The organism is Zhengella sedimenti, from assembly GCF_046506625.1.
Lineage (GTDB): Bacteria > Pseudomonadota > Alphaproteobacteria > Rhizobiales > Rhizobiaceae > Zhengella > Zhengella sedimenti.
In genome coordinates this window covers 63,100-79,856 of the sequence record NZ_JBKFFP010000010.1, presented here as the reverse complement: position 1 = coordinate 79,856, position 16,757 = coordinate 63,100, and the positions used below count along the sequence as shown (strand labels likewise).

The following is a 16,757-nucleotide window of genomic DNA, read 5'->3' as shown; positions in this document are numbered from 1 at the left end:
AGTAGATAGTGGATCCATCAGCCGAGTTCGTGGTCACGTATTGGGCGATTTCAAACGGCATTTCGGCCGCGCAAAATTTCCAAGATCCTGCGCCAGCCCCATAGGGACCGCCCTGCATCAACTGCCCCTACGCGGCCTCAGGCGCGACGAATAGACCGCCGCGCCTGAGGCCTGGGAGGATTTTGTGTGATTGTTACGAACTGCCGTTCTTTCCGAACATATTCTTCCAAGCGTCGGTGCCCGGCTTCGCTTCCCACTGCTTGCTGTCGGACAATGTGTCTATGCCCGCACGAACCCCCGGACGGTCTTTGATCGCCTGGTACCAACGATCAATGTTCGGGTACTCCGACAGGTCGCGTCGATGCAATTTCCGCGTGCGAACCCAAGGGAATGTGCTGATGTCAGCGATAGAATACTCGCCGGCGAGATATTCATATTCGGCAAGGCGCTTCTCGAGAATGTTGTATATTCGACCAACTTCCCGGTCGTAACGTTCGATGGCGTAATCGATCTTCTCAGTCGCATACACCATGAAATGATGTGCTTGGCCCAGCATTGGGCCCATCGTGGTATTCTGAAACACAAGCCACTTTAGCGTATCGTATCGTTTTTCCGGGTCCTGAGAAAGGAACTTTCCGGACTTTTCCGCAAGATAGAGTAGAACAACCGCCGATTCAAAAACAGCGTAAGGCTTGTTGTGCGGGCCATCGTGGTCAACGATGGCCGGCACTTTGTTGTTTGGATTGATCTTCAGGAATTCCGGCTCAAATTGCTTTCCTGCGGTTATATCAACCGGAATAACACGGTACTCCAAGTCCAGCTCTGCAAGCATTATAGCGGCTTTATACCCGTTGGGGGTTGGCCAGAAGTATAGATCAATCATCGCTGAAGAACCCCTATCCGACGATCTTGAGCCCTGTGGGCTTGTCGACGATCAGCCCAGGATTCAACATCCACTTCGGGTCCAGCTCGGTCTTGGCGGCTGCCAGCACACGGCGGAACAACGGATCGACTTCTTTGTCGTACCAAGGACGGAACGATTTGCCGACAGCATGATGGTGCGTGATGGTGGCGCCGAGCTCTATTAGGGCGTCCGACGCCACGTCGTGGAGCATCGAATAGGCTTCGAGGCTGTTGGCATGTGTCGAAGGAGCCATGATCGAGTAGTATGGAGCCGGACCGTCCGGATACAGGAAGGAGAACCTGCGGCAGACGATGCCACCGCCAAGATGTTCCTTCTGGGCCGTTCGCACGCGACGCATGATCTCGGTATCGACTTCTTCGAACCGATCCCAAGTATAGGCGGTTTCGAACGTGAAGCTCACGATTCCCATCGCAGCGCGCGTATGCATCAGCCGGGGCAGATACCTGAACTGGTGCCGCCAGTTACCCTGCGGCCCGCTGCGGCTGGTTTCCAGCGCGTTGTCTGCTGTTCCCGCGCGCTGCTTCACGACGCCACCGAAGTCCTTGCAGATTTCGAGACCACGCTCCAGCCATGCGTCCACCGGATGGTCGGCGGATTCGAAGCCCAGCAGCAAGACGGAATCGGTGCCGTCTCCAGCGCCGTAGAATTTGGCGTCCTGCTCGTCGAGATAGCGAGCGTTCGCCGGGAACAGTCCCGCTTGGGTGATTTGACGGACGGCCTTGGCACCCTCATAGAACGACTTGAAGGAGATCGATGCATTCGCACGGAATTTCACACGCCCCTGCAGACGCATCCATGCATCAGTGATGATGCCCATCGTGCCTTCAGACCCGATGAACATGCGATCCGGATTTGGTCCCGCACCTGAGGCAGGCAGCCGGCGATTCTGGATCGTCCCCGCTGGCGTGACGACGCGCAGGCTTTCCACCATGTCGTCGATATGCGTGAGATGGGTCGCATAGTGACCGGACGACCGGGTTGCGATCCAGCCGCCCAGCGATGAGAATTCCCACGATTGCGGAATATGGCGCAGGGTGAGGCCGTGCGGCTTCAGTTGTTCTTCCAGAGCCGGCCCGAGAATGCCTGCCTGGATCCGCGCGCAGCGTGACACAGGGTCGATTTCGAGAATCTGGTTGAGGTTGCCCAGGTCAATAACGACCACGCCGGGAAAGGCGTCGCGCTCGGGACCCCAGAAGCCTCCTGTGACGCTCGATCCACCGCCATACGGTATGCATGCATAGCCGTTTTCGCCACACCAGTCGAAGATGGCGGCAATATCTTCTTCGTCGCGCGGATAGGCCACGACGTCCGGAGCCTTCTTGAAATCGCGCCGGTAGATAAGGGTCATGTCCTTAAAACCCTTACCGTAGGTATGGACAACTCTGTCCCACTTTTCCGTGGTGCAGAAATCTTCCAGCGTTCGCGGGATCTTTATGCGCGACGGATAAAGTTCAATCTCATCAAGGGTCGGGTCCGAGAGAACTTCGATATCCTTAATCCCAAGCCGCTGCTCCACGCGGTCTCGCATGGTACGGATTTCGTCCTGGGAGTTATCTTCACCTTCATATCCCCACGACCAGAATTTCCTTCGCGTGCCATAGTAGCCGCTCTTTTCCTTCGCCACGGCGCTTCCTCCTTCGAGATTTTCGACGTCCAACCATCCAGGTGCGCATCGTTTGGGAAAACATCGCGATCTGGTTTGACCAATTTGGCATATCCAGTTTTCTCAGTCAATGGCTCTCGGAGCAGATCACGCTCCGAACTGCGCCACCGCTATAGTCGCGACCTCGCTTAAGGTCGCCATTGGGGGCGCACACGCTTCCACCGCCATGGCCGTGATCGGGCCAATTCCCGGCGTGGTCCGAAGGTGGGTGTATCCTCCCCGCGTGGGGCTTCACGGCGAAGGATTTCTCCAGCTCTCCAATCTTCGCGGCTCAACCGGTCGACCTGCTCGAGGTACGCGACCAAGGTCGAGGACCAGTTGGGGCATCGCTGGTTCGGCGGCATCAATCGCGGCAGCTAAGGTTTTCAGGTGAGCCGGACCTTGTGGTGCGATGATGCCGCGTTCGGCAAGATGCCCGCGCAAAGCGTCGATCAGCTGCGTCCGCTGGCGCACCTGCACCGACCAGACCAGATACGCCAGCTGAACGTACTCAAGCATCCCTTCGGGCGTGACGGTTTATGTTGCGAGCACGCCGGTCGACTTCCGCAAAGGGGCCGCGCTGTCGGTGAAGGCGGCCTGAATAGAAGCGGCCAATAACTAAAGGAGGTCCCACCCCGCCAATTGCAGCCAATGGCAGGAGATGGCGAAACGGTCACCCCGTCGCTTCCAGAACCTGATGTGTGGACCGGCATGGCGTTAACCAATGTCATCGGGGCTTTGAGGTGGAAGCGGCGAAAACCCATCAACCCATCGAGGCTCGCGGCGAAGACGTTGTCCAGCCGCATCACGCAGCCGGATATACATCAGCAGTTGTGACCATCGATCCTGATCCAGCCGACTGTTGCAATTGGGCGGGGTCCATATACATCCGCACATGGAGCCTCCGAGATCCTGTGGCTATTCAGAGTGCTGCGGTTGACTCAGAGCACTTCGATTAGGAAATGCGTGGCTCGACAGAGGCATGTGCTAATATGTCCTCGTGAATGCTGATCGACATAAATTGCTGATAAATCGACGAATTGTTCTCACGAGTGAAAATGGATGAGTTGAAGGCTGCTGGAAGTTGCCAGCAGCTGAGACGTCCAAATAGCTTATCGCAACGCCTTCGAATCCATCGTTGACTATTATCCACACGCGGTTAGAGGGGCTGTTCATGTGATTAGCCGTTATTAGCTTTCATGGTAGCAAAGATGAGAGCTGCGAGCACCCCTAAGACCGAAGTTCGACCGCCTCAGCATGGTCTTCCCAGCGCATTGAGGTGAAGCAAGAAGAGTCCGACTGACTACACAAATGCATTATCGAACGCAGCGCTTGGTCGGTGTCCGCATCGTGACAAGTTCTTCCGCCGCTGTTGGATGAAGAGCCATTGTTGCATCAAAGTCCTCCTTTACGGCTTTCATTCTTATCGCAATCGCAACTGCCTGGATGATCTCCGCCGCGCCTGATCCGACAATATGGCAGCCGACAACCCTCCCGGAATCTGCATCTACGACGAGCTTCATCATCATTCGTTCGGAGCTGTGGGAGAGGGCGACCTTCATGGGCCGAAAATCCGTTTTGTAGATGTCCACCCTTTCAAACAGGGCACAGGCTTGTGCCTCTGATAGCCCAACGGATCCGACTTCCGGACGCGAGAAAACCGCAGTCGGGATATCCGCATAGTCGACCTGCGTGGGACGCTCGCCAAATACCGAATCTGCAAAGGCCTGGCCCTCGCGCACCGCTACAGGGGTAAGGTTTACGCGGTTTGTCACGTCGCCGACCGCGTAGATATGGGGCACATTGGTCTGCGAGTTCTCGTTGACCGCGACGCCGCCGCTGTCAGGGCTTAGCGCAACGCCAGAATTCTGGAGATTTAGGTCCTGCGTGTTGGGCTTTCGTCCAATCGCAAACATGACTTGGTCTGCGACGAGCTGTTCAGCGTTTGAAAGACTAGCTTTCAATAGCCCGCTGCTTTCGTCAATCCTGTCAACCCTGTTGATCCAGCAGGAGGTGACGACCAGAATTCCCTGCTCCTCCAGAGCACGACGAACATGTGCCCTTACGTCTTCATCAAAACCGCGCAGGATGTTGTCGCTGCGACAAACCAAGGTCACTTTCGAACCGAGACCGGCGAATATGCATGCGAACTCAACCGCAATGTAGCCCCCTCCTTGAATTAGGATCCGCTGCGGCAGTTCACGAAGCTCAAAGACCTTGTCGGACGAGATGACATGCTCGATGCCAGGTATTGCCTCCCCGTGGTTCGGCGTGCTGCCAGTGGCAATAAGTATATTTCGAGCGCGCACCGTCTCCCCATTGGCAAGACGCAAGGTGCGTGCGTCTTGGAACGTTGCGCGCTCTTTCACTAGGCGCGCTCCCGAACGTTCGATCGTCGACGTATATGCCATCTCGAGACGGGCGACTTCCCTGTTTCTGTTTGCCGTCAATACTCCCCAATCGAATTTTGCTGGGGGGACCGACCATCCGAAGCCAGCCGCGTTCCCGATCTCTTTCTGGAGATCTGAAGCGTAGACCATAAGCTTTTTTGGTACGCAGCCACGGATAACGCAGGTGCCGCCGACCCGATCTCCTTCAGCAACGATGACCTTGGCTCCATAGCTAGCAGCGACCCGTGCGGCGCGGACCCCGCCTGAACCACCACCAATTACTGCCAAGTCAACATCAAAATCGGCCATCGTACCCTGCGAGTTCAAAAAATTTGCGAAAACAGCCTGGGCGCTTTTCGCACCGCTACAGCGTTCCTCGGACGATAAACGGAGGCTTTCAGGAGGAGGGCGCGTGGCGCCCGTGCGCAAGCATCTCCCCAGCGATCGGGTGATCACGCGAAACGCTTTCGCCGTGGATGAGTTCGTCAGCGATTTTTTCGGCGATCGCCATAATCGGCAGGTTCGTATTGCCGCTTAGAAGCGTTGGCATCACCGAACCGTCGATCACCCGTACACCATCAACACCGCGGACTTTCATGCTCGGGTCCACGACCGATGCATCGTCAGCGCCCATGCGACAGGTCCCTACGGGGTGATACACCGTCTCGGCCCGCGCTCGCAGGAAAGCCTCCTGCTCGGAGAGATTGCCGAACACTTCCGCATCCAACGGACGTTTTATGAAGTTCTTGAGTGGTCCGCGCATCATCATATCGCACATATCGCGCGTGCCATCTCTCAGGCTCTCGAGGTCTGCACGTTCGGAAGCAAGACGCGGGTCGATCGCCGGTGGAACGGCGGGGTCTCCGCTTCGCAATCTTACCGTACCGCGACTTTGTGGCCTGAGCTGACATACGCGAACAGCGAAACCGTGAGCGATACGCTCGCCGGCCGGCGGATTGCGGAGGACGTTGGCAAAGTGTGCCTGCCACTCCGGCAACGGAGATGATCGGTCAGGGCCCCAAAACGCTCCCGCCTCCACGGCCTGCGAAGCGGCCGGACCATCGCCTTTGAGAATATACCGAGCGCCGGCCATGCCGCCCCTCAGGAGGCCCATATAGGGGGTCAACGTCGTCGGTTGCGATGACTCGAAGCGAACCGCGAGGTCCAGGTGGTCCTGAAGATTCTCGCCCACGCCCGGAAGATCGTGAACGGGTTTGATGCCGAAAGACTTCATATGATCAGCAGGCCCAATACCAGACAGCATCAAAAGCTGCGGCGATCCGATCGCGCCTGCCGTCAGCAGAACCTCTCGATCGCAGTTGATCGTCTTCTCGCGGCCGTTCTGGACCAGGACGATGCCACGGGCACCACCTCTTTCAACGTTAATGCGACGAACATGACTATTGGAGAGGATGGTGAGGTTCGGGCGTCCCTTGGCGCGTTCCAGGTACTTGAATGAGCCGGACCGCTTTCCATTTGCTATCGTAAGTTCGTAGAAACCTGCGCCTATCTGCGAGGGTCCATTGAATCCATGGTTCTCTGGTAAACCGGCGGCGAGGAGGCTGTCGACAAACGCCTGGGCGGTCGGGCGCCGTGGCCCGTAGGAAAGCTTAATGGGCCCGGTGTGCCCACGCGTTCCATTATCAGGTTCAGCGACCAGGCTCGCATCCTCAATCCTGCGCAAATAGGGGAGCATCGCGGCAAAGCTCCACTGAGGCATGCCCCGAGACGCCCACGAATCGTAGTCCCACGGGTTGCAGCGCATAGCGATCATGGAATTGATCGATGACGACCCTCCTATGACCTTCCCTCTGGGGATATAGATCCGGCGATTGTCTAGATGTTGCTGCGGCTCAGTCCAAAACCGCCAGTTGTATCGACCGCTCGTATAGAGAACCTTGATTCCGGCGGGCATATCGACAAACATCGACTTCCCCCCGCCCGCCTCAATCAGCAATACGCTCACATTAGCGTCTTCACTCAGGCGAGTTGCCAGAACACATCCGGCCGAACCTGCACCAACGATAATATAGTCGTAGCTCGCCATAAACCTTCTCCCGATGGTGATGCTTTTGGAATCCAGATCAAAACGCGACCGATCTTCCGCCGCTTTTTGACGGGATCATCCCTTCACCGCACCCGCTGACAGCCCGGCGACGAAGTACCGATAGCAAAAGATAAATATTACAAACAAAGGCAGAGCTATCAGCGAAGCGCCGGCCAAGACTTCACCCCAACGCAAATCATGCGCGCCGAGCAACGACTGCAGAGCAACGGGGAGCGTCTTTCTTTGGTCGCTCATAATAAGTATCAGCGCGAACACAAAGTCGGCCCAAGAGAGAAGGAACGAGAAGATGGCGACAGTGATGAGCCCGGGAGCGGACAATGGCAAGACGACCTTGATGAACGCTTCGAACTGAGAACAGCCGTCAACCATCGCAGCCTCCTCAAGGTCAAACGGCATTGACTTGAAGAAACCCCAGAGCAACCACACCGCCAGCGGCAGCGAAATTGCGAGATGGGCGATCAACAGCCCCCACAGTGTGTCGGTGAGGCCGATCGTTCGGAAAGCTGCCGCCATTGGGATGGCCAGCATGAGGGGTGGGAACATGTAGGCAAAAAGCATCGATGCAACGAGCATAGTCTTGCCCCGAAAGCGCAGCCGGGTGGCGCCGTAAGCGACAAATGCCGACAGCACGAGGGAGACGGTAATCGTCGCAACCGCCATCAGAGCGCTGTTCAGAAAATTGACGATATAATTCGTCTGCCGGAAGAGGGAGACGTAAGACGTCAGGTCCGGCGGCCAGAAAACGAGAGATGTATCGAGAAAAAGGCGTTCCGCGGGCCTTAGGCTCGAAATGATCATCCAGTATATCGGAAAGAGTGAATAAAGACAGATAACGAGTACTGTTGCATAAAGGGCAATTTTTGCCGATAGCTTTTTGAATGGTTTCCAGAAAGTGCTTTCCTGAACCTTGCTCCCGTGTTGCAGCGACGATCTCGGACGAATCGGTTCGCGCTCAGGTATCTGGCGACTGGAATCAACGGGCAATCGCTCTACATGGCTCTTCATTTCTTATCGCCCTTGCTTTGCATCATCGATGGGGAACAGGCGCAGATAGATGAGAATGACGCCTGAGAGCAGGAGGAAGGAGATCGTTGCCACAGCGGCGCCCCCGCCCAGGTTGTACTCAATAAACGACTTCCGATAGGCTAAGGTAGGCAAGGTCTCTGTCTGGTTGAGCGGCCCGCCTTTTGTCAAAAGCCATATCAGATCGAACTTGTTGAACATCCAGATGCCACGCAGAAGGATGACCACGATCAGAACCGAGCGTAAGCCTGGTATCGTGATGTGCCAGAATTGCGTCCAAGCACCGGCGCCATCGACGCGAGCAGCTTCGTAAAGTTGCGTTGGGATCGTCTGCAAACCAGCTAGAACGCAGGTTACGACAAAAGGTGTCCACAACCACACACTGACGAGTATGATTGTGCCTTTGGCCGTGAAGGCATGAGAACTCCAATCGAGCATTCCAACACCGATGGATGCCAGAGCGGTCTTTACCAATCCGTAGTTTGGCTCGAGAATCCATTGGGCCACTAGGCAGGCGACAACTGTCGGCAGGAAGTAGGGAAGAATAGCGATCGAACGTGCAATGGTCTGGCCAACAAAGCGCTTGTTAAGCACCATCGCTATTCCAACGCCCAGAACTACCTGCAGGACAATCGACGAAAGCGCGATTGTGAGGCCGTTCGTCAACGAATTCCAGAAAAGAGGATCTTGCAATACCTTGATGTAGTTGCTCAGGCCGACCCACTCGGGTTCGCTCATAAACGAACGGGCCGAATAGAATGATAGCATAACCGCGTAAATCAACGGGCCGCCAATAATAAATGCGAGCAAGGAGATACTGCCAATAAACAATGCAACAATTCGCCGGTCCTGAACCATAAGAATCATCCCTTGAACGAACGATCGGGGCGGCAGCGGAGGCCGCCCCGATCTGCAGTTAGATGACGGAGCGAATGCGTTGCGCAGTCGCGGCGACGCAATCAGCCGACGAGGCGTTGCCGAGGACTTTCTGCTGGAGCATTTCCGGCATGACATTCGCGTTGAATACGTTACAAGCACGCATGTCGATCGAAGGACCGCTGGTGTCGATTGCCATGATCTTGATGTTGTCGCCTTCAATGTAGGACTTCATCGTCATCATCGTATTCCAATGCTTCTTGATCATGGGATGGCTCTTCCAACGCTCGTTCTCATAGATGTCCAGGCGCGCCGGATGGTTGTTCATCCATGCTGAAAGCAGCCAATCGACGTAATGCTCTTCTGCAAACCACTGAAGGAACTTAATCGCCTCCTCGCTTTGGTTCGACTTCCCTACGCAGAAGCCGTCAAAAGCATATGAAAGTGCCTTTTGACCGGTACTACCAGGCGAGGGGAATATTCCGTACTTATCGGCGAGTTCTGGGTTAGTCGCTTCAAGCGCTTCGACCAACCGACCAGAATAGACACTGTGTGCCGCCTTTCCGGTGGCGAAGAGACTCATTAGTTGAGCATAACTCACGACGTTCATGCCGGGCGGCATCGTCTTGTACAACTCGCCGTAGAAATCCAAGAAGCGCGTGGCACGATCAGCGTTCTCGCCCTGGTCGAAAACGACATTCCAGTCTTTGTCAAAGAGCTCCGCGCCTTCGGCGAACATATTGCCGAAGCTCGCCCAGTTGGTCGAGCCGTCGCTTGCAAGAGGTATGACACAGCCGCCGACGTCAACATTTCCACCATTAACGACTGTAAGCGCTTGGCAGTTCTTCAAGAAGTCGTCCCACGTCTCCGGTATCTTCAGACCTTTCTGGGCATAGAGGTCTTTCCGGTAATAATTTACGACGAGGTTGTAATCGAACGGATAGTACCAGTTCTCACCTTGATACTCCCATGCGGCCTTCTTGCCCCAGTCATACTTTTTGACCAGGTCGGTCACCGGGACGATGGCGCCGGCGTGAATATACTCCAAGATTCCAGCGATGAACCCGGAAGTCATGATGTCATAGGGCTGGCCGGCAGCGACCGCCGCCATCACTTTTTGCATCGTGCCGCTAATGGGGCTCGAATCGACGATTATCTTGACGCCGAATTTGCTTTCGTAGTCGTCGCACGCTTTTTTCAGGGCTGCCTGACTAGCGACCGAAGTTTCGTTGTTGAGAAACCGAAGCGTGACGCCGGACTGGGCCCGCACCACCGCAGGCGCCGCGAGGCTTGCTGCTCCGACGGCGGCAGCGGATTTAAGAAAGTTGCGGCGGGTCATGCCGGACAAGCCTACCGCCATTCTCACTCTACCTGGAATGTAAATGCTCATTTCCTGCTCCTCCCTTGTTAACTTGTCAGTTCAAGCCAAATGCCAAGAATTAACGTCGCCGGTATCGAGTATAGCGTTGACCCTCCTTTATGACGCTCCAGAGGTGCTATCGTTAGGACGCGACACAGAGCTCCTACTGAAGTCCGGTGACGCCCTCCACGGTCCAGGGGCGCAGTATCAGCCTGACCCGCCGCTCTCGCAGGGGGCCATTACGCATTTTCCATTACGCCGATTTTGCCGCCCGTTTGCGCCATCCGCAGCGACGCACCGCTAATGGAGTCGAACAGGTGAAGCCGCTCACTCGGGAAGGCGATAGGGAGTTTGTCACCGGCGCGGATTTCATCACGACGCTGGAGGACGGCACGCATCTTATGGCCGGCCAGCGTGCCCATGAGATAAGTCTGCGCTCCGATCTGCTCGACCAAGTTCACGGTCATCTCAAGCGGCGAGCCGTTAGAGATGACGAGGTGCTCGGGCCGGATTCCAAGCGTCACGTTCTGTCCGCTCCTGGCGAAGGTCTTTTCTGGTATGCCTACCGAAAGGTCTCCCGATCGCACCTCGAGCCGCCCGCTTGCGTCGGACAACTGCCCGTCGATCAGGTTCATTTCGGGCGAACCGATAAACCCGGCTACGAACGTGTTTGCAGGCCGATCGTAGAGTTCGAGAGGCTTCCCAGCCTGTTGGATCAGGCCATCGCGCATGATCACGATACGGTCTCCAAGCGTCATTGCTTCGACCTGGTCATGTGTCACGAAGATCATCGTTGCCCCGAGACGGGCATGGAGCGTCGCGATTTCTTCCCGCATCTTGACGCGCAGCTTCGCATCCAGATTGGAAAGCGGCTCGTCCAGAAGGAAAACATCGGGGTCCCGCACGAGCGCACGCCCGAGTGCCACACGCTGCATCTGCCCGCCCGACAGCTGTCGCGGTTTGCGGTGGAGCAGGGATTCGAGGTCTAGGCTGGCCGCTGCAGCCCTCACGCGCCGGTCGATCTCCTGCTTCGCTTCACCGCGCACCCGTAGGCCGAACGCCATGTTGTCGTAGACCGACTTCTGCGGATACAGCGCATAGTTCTGAAAGACCATCGCAACATTGCGATCTTTCGGTGGCAGACCGGTGACATCCCGCCCGCCGATCGTGATGGTGCCCGACGTGGTGTCGTCGAGGCCAGCGATCATCCGCAGTGTCGTCGATTTTCCGCATCCCGAAGGACCGACAAAAACAACGAGCTCGCCGTCTTCTACCTCTAGGGAGAATTTATTAACGGCCCAAGGGCCCTGGTCGCCACCAAACGACTTGGAGACATTTTGGAGCGATATTCGCGCCATGCAGCAAAACCTCCCTAAACGTGATCCCCAGTGCGGGCATCGCAGGCCGCCCTCCCGGCGGCCTTGTTGTAGACCAATTTGGATAGACCAGATTCGCAGTTTCGTCAATGTCTGCGACGTGGATTTGATATTGCCCCGGATGGGTGGGCGCCAAAATTGGATTGACCAATCTGGTAACTCCAGTTACGCATTACCCACAGCTTCTGTCAAGAAGCTATTAATCTCGAATGTGGGTTGTTGATATGGCAGGACCGTTAAGCGGATACCAAATTCTCGATTTATCGAGGATTCTTGCGGGCCCTTGGCTCGGGCAGCTCTTGGCCGATCTAGGGGCGACGGTTTGGAAAATCGAACGCCCGTTCACCGGCGACGACACTCGCCACTGGGGGCCACCGCATCTTGATGGAACAACCGAGAGTGCCTACTTCCTGAGCGCCAATCGCGGCAAGCACTCGATTTGCGTGGACATCGCCACGCAAGCAGGCGCGGACATCGTTCGATCTCTGGTCAGGAAGACCGACGTTCTCATAGAGAACTATAAAGTCGGCGACATGAAACGGTATGGGCTAGACTATGAAGCGCTCCGGCTCATAAAGCCGGACATCGTGTACTGCTCCATTACGGGATACGGCCAGACCGGCCCGATGAAAAACGTAGCCGGATACGACATGGCCATCCAAGCCATATCCGGGCTGATGAGCATCACGGGCGAGGCGGACGACAAGCCCGGCGGCGGCCCTCAGAAGGTCGGCGTCCCGATTTCCGATCTCCTCACTGGAATGTATAGCGCAACAGGTGTGCTGTCGGCGTTGTTGCATCGCGAGCGGACGGGCGAGGGCCAGCATATCGACATGGCGCTTCTTGATGTCCAGCTTGCCGCTCTGGCCAACCAGAACTTGAACTATCTGACCACGGGGAAGCCGCCGCGCCGATATGGAAACGCCCATCCGAACATCGTGCCCTATCAGGTGTTCAAATCGAGCAACGGATCATTCGTGCTTGCGGTGGGGAACGACCAGCAGTTCAGGAAGTTCTGCACGGCGTCCCGGCTGCAAGTGCTCTGCGACGACCCCCGTTTCACCACAAACACGGATCGCTTGGAAAACCGCGACGCTCTGATCCCGATCGTGGCCGAACGCCTTGCCCAGGAACCAACCGAGCACTGGATCGCGCTTCTCGAACCCATCGGCGTACCATGCGCATCGATCAACCGACTCGACCAGGCATTCGTGCATCCGCAGGTCGTCCATCGCGAATTGCAGATCAATCTTCCCCACACCACGGGCAAGACCGTGCCGCTCGTGGCCAATCCGATCAAATTCTCTCAGACAGAAATTGAGTACACCATCAGCCCCCCCATGCTTGGGGAGCATACGAAGCACATCCTCAATTCAATCCTCAACATCGGCGACGATGAAATATCGCGACTTGAGAAGGACAAGATTATCTATTGCGGATGATTCAGGGCCGGCTGCGTGCGCTCCGGATTCGGTCTCAGCCGTTCGACGCGCCAAGGTCATCGCGGGCGAGCCGCCGCAGCGAATATCGCGCTTCCCCTTCGCTCCGGATTCTCGCGCGGCGCGCGGGAAATAGCTGTGATGCTCGTGAGTCTGCTTGTCGCGAGCCTGCGCATCTCGTGTGCCTTCGATGAAGGCGAGCGCGAAGGAGCGTCCGGTTATTCACTGCTTTCGGTCAGACGGAATTGAGCCAATGTCCAGCATCGCCATGCCCGTTCCCGACGCCGCGATCATCGCCCATAAGCCCGAGATCGTCGCCGCGTTGAGTACCGTCCTGCCCGCGGACGCGATCGTCTCGGACCCGGAGGAAACCCAGGCATATGAATGCGACGCGTTTGACGGCGTACCGATGTCCGCTGCTCGCCGTGGTTCTGCCTCGCACCACCGAGGAGGTAGCGGCGGCGATGAGAATTTGCCACAATCTGCGGGTTCCGGTTATCCCGCGCGGTGCGGAGACATCGTTGGCAGGCGGCGCACTTCCGACGGCCGATAGCGTGGTGCGGGATGTTCGCGAGATTGATACCGCAAACCGATTCATCAGGGTTCAGACCGGCGTCACGAACCTTTCCGTCAGCGCAGAGCTGGAAGTGGAAGGGTTTTTCTATGCACCGAACCCGCGAAACGATACGCGCCTGTGGGGGCGCCATAACGGAGCTTTGGACATGGCAAATCGAATCGAAGTCGGCGGGTTGCAGGTCGATCGCGGGCTCTACGATTTCGTCAACAAGCGCGCGATGCCGGGCACCGGCATCAAGCTCGCAGAGTTCTGGGCCGGCTTCGCCAAGATCGTTCGCGACCTCGCTCCGAAGAACCGGGCGCTGCTCGAAAAGCGCGACGAGATTCAGGAGAAGATCGACGCCTGGCATCGCGAAAATGGCGCGCCGTCCGACATGGCGGCCTACAAGGCTTTCCTCAAGGAGATCGGCTACCTGCTGGACGAAGGTCCGGATTTCAAGGTCACCACCGAAAACGTCGATCCGGAGATCGCCACCGTCGCCGGTCCGCAACTCGTCGTGCCGGTGATGAATGCCCGTTATGCGCTGAATGCCGCCAACGCGCGCTGGGGTTCGCTCTATGATGCACTCTACGGCACCGATGCCATTCCCGAGACCGACGGCGCCGAAAAGGGCAATGGCTACAATCCCAAGCGCGGCGAGAAAGTCATCGCGTGGGCGCGAGCATTCTTAGATGACAGCGTGCCGTTGAAGACAGACAGCTGGTCAAACATGACCAGTTCTCAAATTAAAGATGGTCAGTTTCGACTGATGACGGGCTCCTCGGAGGGTGGGTTGCGCGATCCCTCACAATTCGCGGGGTACCTAGGTGACGTCGACAATCCGTCTTCGTTGCTCTTATCGAGAAACGGCCTTCACATCGAAATCATCCTTGATGATCAACACGTCATCGGAAGCCAAGACGAGGCTGGAATTTCAGACGTTATTCTGGAATCGGCCATTACCACCATCCAGGACTGCGAGGACTCGGTCGCCGCGGTCGACGCCGAGGATAAGGTCGCCGTCTACCGCAACTGGCTCGGCCTGATGAAGGGCGATTTAGAGGAAGAGGTCTCGAAGAGCGGCAAGACGTTCACGCGCAAGCTCAATCCTGACCGCGACTATACGGCACCCGACGGAAGCAAACTGACTCTGCCCGGCCGCTCGCTGATGCTGGTGCGCAATGTCGGCCACCTGATGACCAACCCGGCGATCCTCGACCGCGACGGCAATGAGGTTCCGGAAGGCATCATGGACGCGATGATCACCAGCCTGATCGCGCTGCACGATGTCGGCCCTAATGGCCGCCGCGCCAATTCGCGGACAGGCTCGGTCTATATCGTCAAGCCGAAGATGCACGGGCCGGAGGAGGTGTCGTTCGCTGTCGAGCTTTTCGGCCGCGTCGAACAGGCGCTCGGCATGCAGCCCAACACGCTGAAGATGGGCATCATGGATGAGGAACGCCGCACCACGGTCAACCTCAAGGAATGCATCCGTGCAGCCCGCGAACGCGTCGTCTTCATCAACACCGGCTTCCTCGACCGCACCGGCGACGAGATCCACACCTCGATGGAAGCCGGCCCGATGATCCGCAAGGGCGACATGAAGCAGGCGGCGTGGATTTCCGCCTATGAAGCGTGGAATGTCGACACCGGCCTGGAGTGCGGGCTTGCCGGTCATGCCCAGATCGGCAAGGGCATGTGGGCGATGCCCGACCTGATGGCGGCGATGCTGGTTGAGAAGATCGCTCACCCGAAGGCCGGCGCCAACACCGCCTGGGTGCCGTCGCCGACAGCCGCGACGCTGCATGCGACGCACTACCACAAGGTCGATGTGCACGCCGTGCAGGAAGGTTTCAAAAACCGCCCGAAGGCCAAGCTCGACGACATCCTGTCGATCCCCGTCGCCCTGCGGCCGAACTGGACGCCCGAAGAGATCCAGAAGGAACTCGACAACAACGCCCAGGGCATCCTGGGTTATGTCGTGCGCTGGATCGACCAGGGTGTCGGCTGCTCGAAAGTGCCGGACATCAACGATGTCGGCCTGATGGAGGATCGCGCCACGCTGCGCATCTCCTCGCAGCACATCGCCAATTGGCTGCATCATGGCGTTTGTACGCGCGATCAGGTGATGGAGACGATGAAGCGCATGGCGGCGGTCGTCGACCGGCAGAACGAGGGCGACCCGCTTTATCGGCCGATGGCCCCGGATTTCGAGAATTCGATCGCCTTCCAGGCCGCGTGTGATCTGGTGCTGCAGGGCCGCGCCCAGCCGAACGGCTATACCGAGCCGGTTCTGCACGCCCGCCGGTTGGAGCTGAAGGCCAGTGGGGCAGGCGAGAACGTTCTCGGAACGGGATAAAACAATGAATACCATCACGTTGAATGTCGCCAATCGCATCATCGAATCCGCGCTGGATCGGGGGCGGGAGCTCAACCTGAAGCCGCTCTCGGTCGCGGTGCTCGATGCAGGCGGCCACCTCATCGCATTCCAGAAGCAGGATGGTTCTTCCATGCTCCGCTTCGAGATCGCCTTTGGCAAAGCCTATGGCGCGCTGGCGGTCGGCTCGGGCTCCCGCTGGCTGAACGCGGCCGCCGCCGAGCGTGTTCATTTTGTCCAAGCCCTGTCCGGCGTTTCCGGCGGGAAGATCGTGCCGGTTCCCGGTGGTGTCCTGATACGCGGGGAAGCGGGCGAAACCCTCGGTGCTGTCGGAATCTCCGGCGATACATCGGACAACGACGAAATCTGCGCGGCGCACGCTGTCGAACAGGTAGGCCTGGCCGCGGACAAGGGCTAACCCCATTTCCAAGCAAAAGCGTGAAACGGCTTTTGCGTGCGGAATGTGCTTGGAAGCGGGTTTTGCCGATGAACTTTGCGGCAGGCTGGCCTCAAGTCGGTGAGCGGGCTGCACCTTCGCTCTACTCTTCGCAGGTGAGGAGAGAGACGCATGTTCACCCTCACTATAGACACCGCCGACATGTCATCGACATCGGCAAGGCCCCGCAGAACATGGTCATGGCAATGATCGACGCGGCGCTGGTCCCGGCGGGTATCCGCACGACCGAACTTTGACCCCTACTTCGAAGATAGATGGAGTTAATGAT

At 57.5% G+C, this 16,757-nt stretch carries 12 protein-coding genes; 3 read left to right on the top strand and 9 right to left on the bottom strand.

Annotation, left to right across the window (positions count from 1 at the left end; genetic code table 11):
* Nucleotides 1-193 precede the first annotated feature (193 nt).
* The 9 genes from ACLB6G_RS19575 to ACLB6G_RS19535 form a co-directional block, all read right to left on the bottom strand.
* The gene (locus ACLB6G_RS19575; protein ID WP_093037049.1) at nt 194-883 is read right to left on the bottom strand and encodes a glutathione S-transferase N-terminal domain-containing protein; all 690 of its coding nucleotides are present in this window, start codon (nt 881-883) and stop codon (nt 194-196) included.
* A gap of 13 nt (nt 884-896) precedes the next feature.
* Nucleotides 897-2,549 (bottom strand): FAD-binding oxidoreductase, encoded by a 1,653-nt coding sequence (locus ACLB6G_RS19570; protein ID WP_093037046.1) that lies wholly within the window; start codon nt 2,547-2,549, stop codon nt 897-899.
* A gap of 270 nt (nt 2,550-2,819) precedes the next feature.
* Nucleotides 2,820-3,086 (bottom strand): hypothetical protein, encoded by a 267-nt coding sequence (locus tag ACLB6G_RS19565; protein WP_139274565.1) that lies wholly within the window; start codon nt 3,084-3,086, stop codon nt 2,820-2,822.
* A 797-nt stretch (nt 3,087-3,883) separates the two neighbouring features.
* On the bottom strand, nt 3,884-5,266 hold the full coding sequence (gorA, locus tag ACLB6G_RS19560) for a glutathione-disulfide reductase (protein ID WP_093037043.1): 1,383 nt from the start codon (nt 5,264-5,266) through the stop codon (nt 3,884-3,886).
* A gap of 88 nt (nt 5,267-5,354) precedes the next feature.
* On the bottom strand, nt 5,355-7,004 hold the full coding sequence (locus tag ACLB6G_RS19555) for a GMC family oxidoreductase (RefSeq protein WP_093037040.1): 1,650 nt from the start codon (nt 7,002-7,004) through the stop codon (nt 5,355-5,357).
* Nucleotides 7,005-7,079: 75 nt separating this feature from the next.
* Nucleotides 7,080-8,030, bottom strand: a complete 951-nt coding sequence (locus ACLB6G_RS19550) for a carbohydrate ABC transporter permease (protein WP_410357845.1) — start codon at nt 8,028-8,030, stop codon at nt 7,080-7,082.
* Nucleotides 8,031-8,033: 3 nt separating this feature from the next.
* A complete protein-coding gene (locus ACLB6G_RS19545; protein ID WP_093037034.1) occupies nt 8,034-8,906 on the bottom strand; it encodes a carbohydrate ABC transporter permease in 873 nt (290 codons plus the stop codon).
* A 58-nt stretch (nt 8,907-8,964) separates the two neighbouring features.
* Nucleotides 8,965-10,314, bottom strand: a complete 1,350-nt coding sequence (locus ACLB6G_RS19540) for an ABC transporter substrate-binding protein (protein WP_410357844.1) — start codon at nt 10,312-10,314, stop codon at nt 8,965-8,967.
* 209 nt (nt 10,315-10,523) lie between these two features.
* Nucleotides 10,524-11,642 carry an ABC transporter ATP-binding protein gene (locus ACLB6G_RS19535; protein ID WP_093037028.1) on the bottom strand — a complete coding sequence of 373 codons (1,119 nt, stop codon included), beginning with the start codon at nt 11,640-11,642 and terminating at the stop codon, nt 10,524-10,526.
* 242 nt (nt 11,643-11,884) lie between these two features.
* Between ACLB6G_RS19535 and ACLB6G_RS19530 the strand changes: the two genes are divergently transcribed.
* The 3 genes from ACLB6G_RS19530 (at nt 11,885) to ACLB6G_RS19520 (ending at nt 16,450) form a co-directional block, all read left to right on the top strand.
* Nucleotides 11,885-13,102, top strand: coding sequence for a CaiB/BaiF CoA transferase family protein (locus tag ACLB6G_RS19530; RefSeq protein WP_093037338.1), 1,218 nt, complete (start codon nt 11,885-11,887; stop codon nt 13,100-13,102).
* A gap of 377 nt (nt 13,103-13,479) precedes the next feature.
* On the top strand, nt 13,480-16,014 hold the full coding sequence (locus tag ACLB6G_RS19525; RefSeq protein ID WP_245770677.1) for a malate synthase G: 2,535 nt from the start codon (nt 13,480-13,482) through the stop codon (nt 16,012-16,014).
* Between the two features lie 4 nt (nt 16,015-16,018).
* A complete protein-coding gene (locus ACLB6G_RS19520; RefSeq protein WP_093037026.1) occupies nt 16,019-16,450 on the top strand; it encodes a GlcG/HbpS family heme-binding protein in 432 nt (143 codons plus the stop codon).
* The last annotated feature ends 307 nt before the right edge of the window (nt 16,451-16,757 follow it).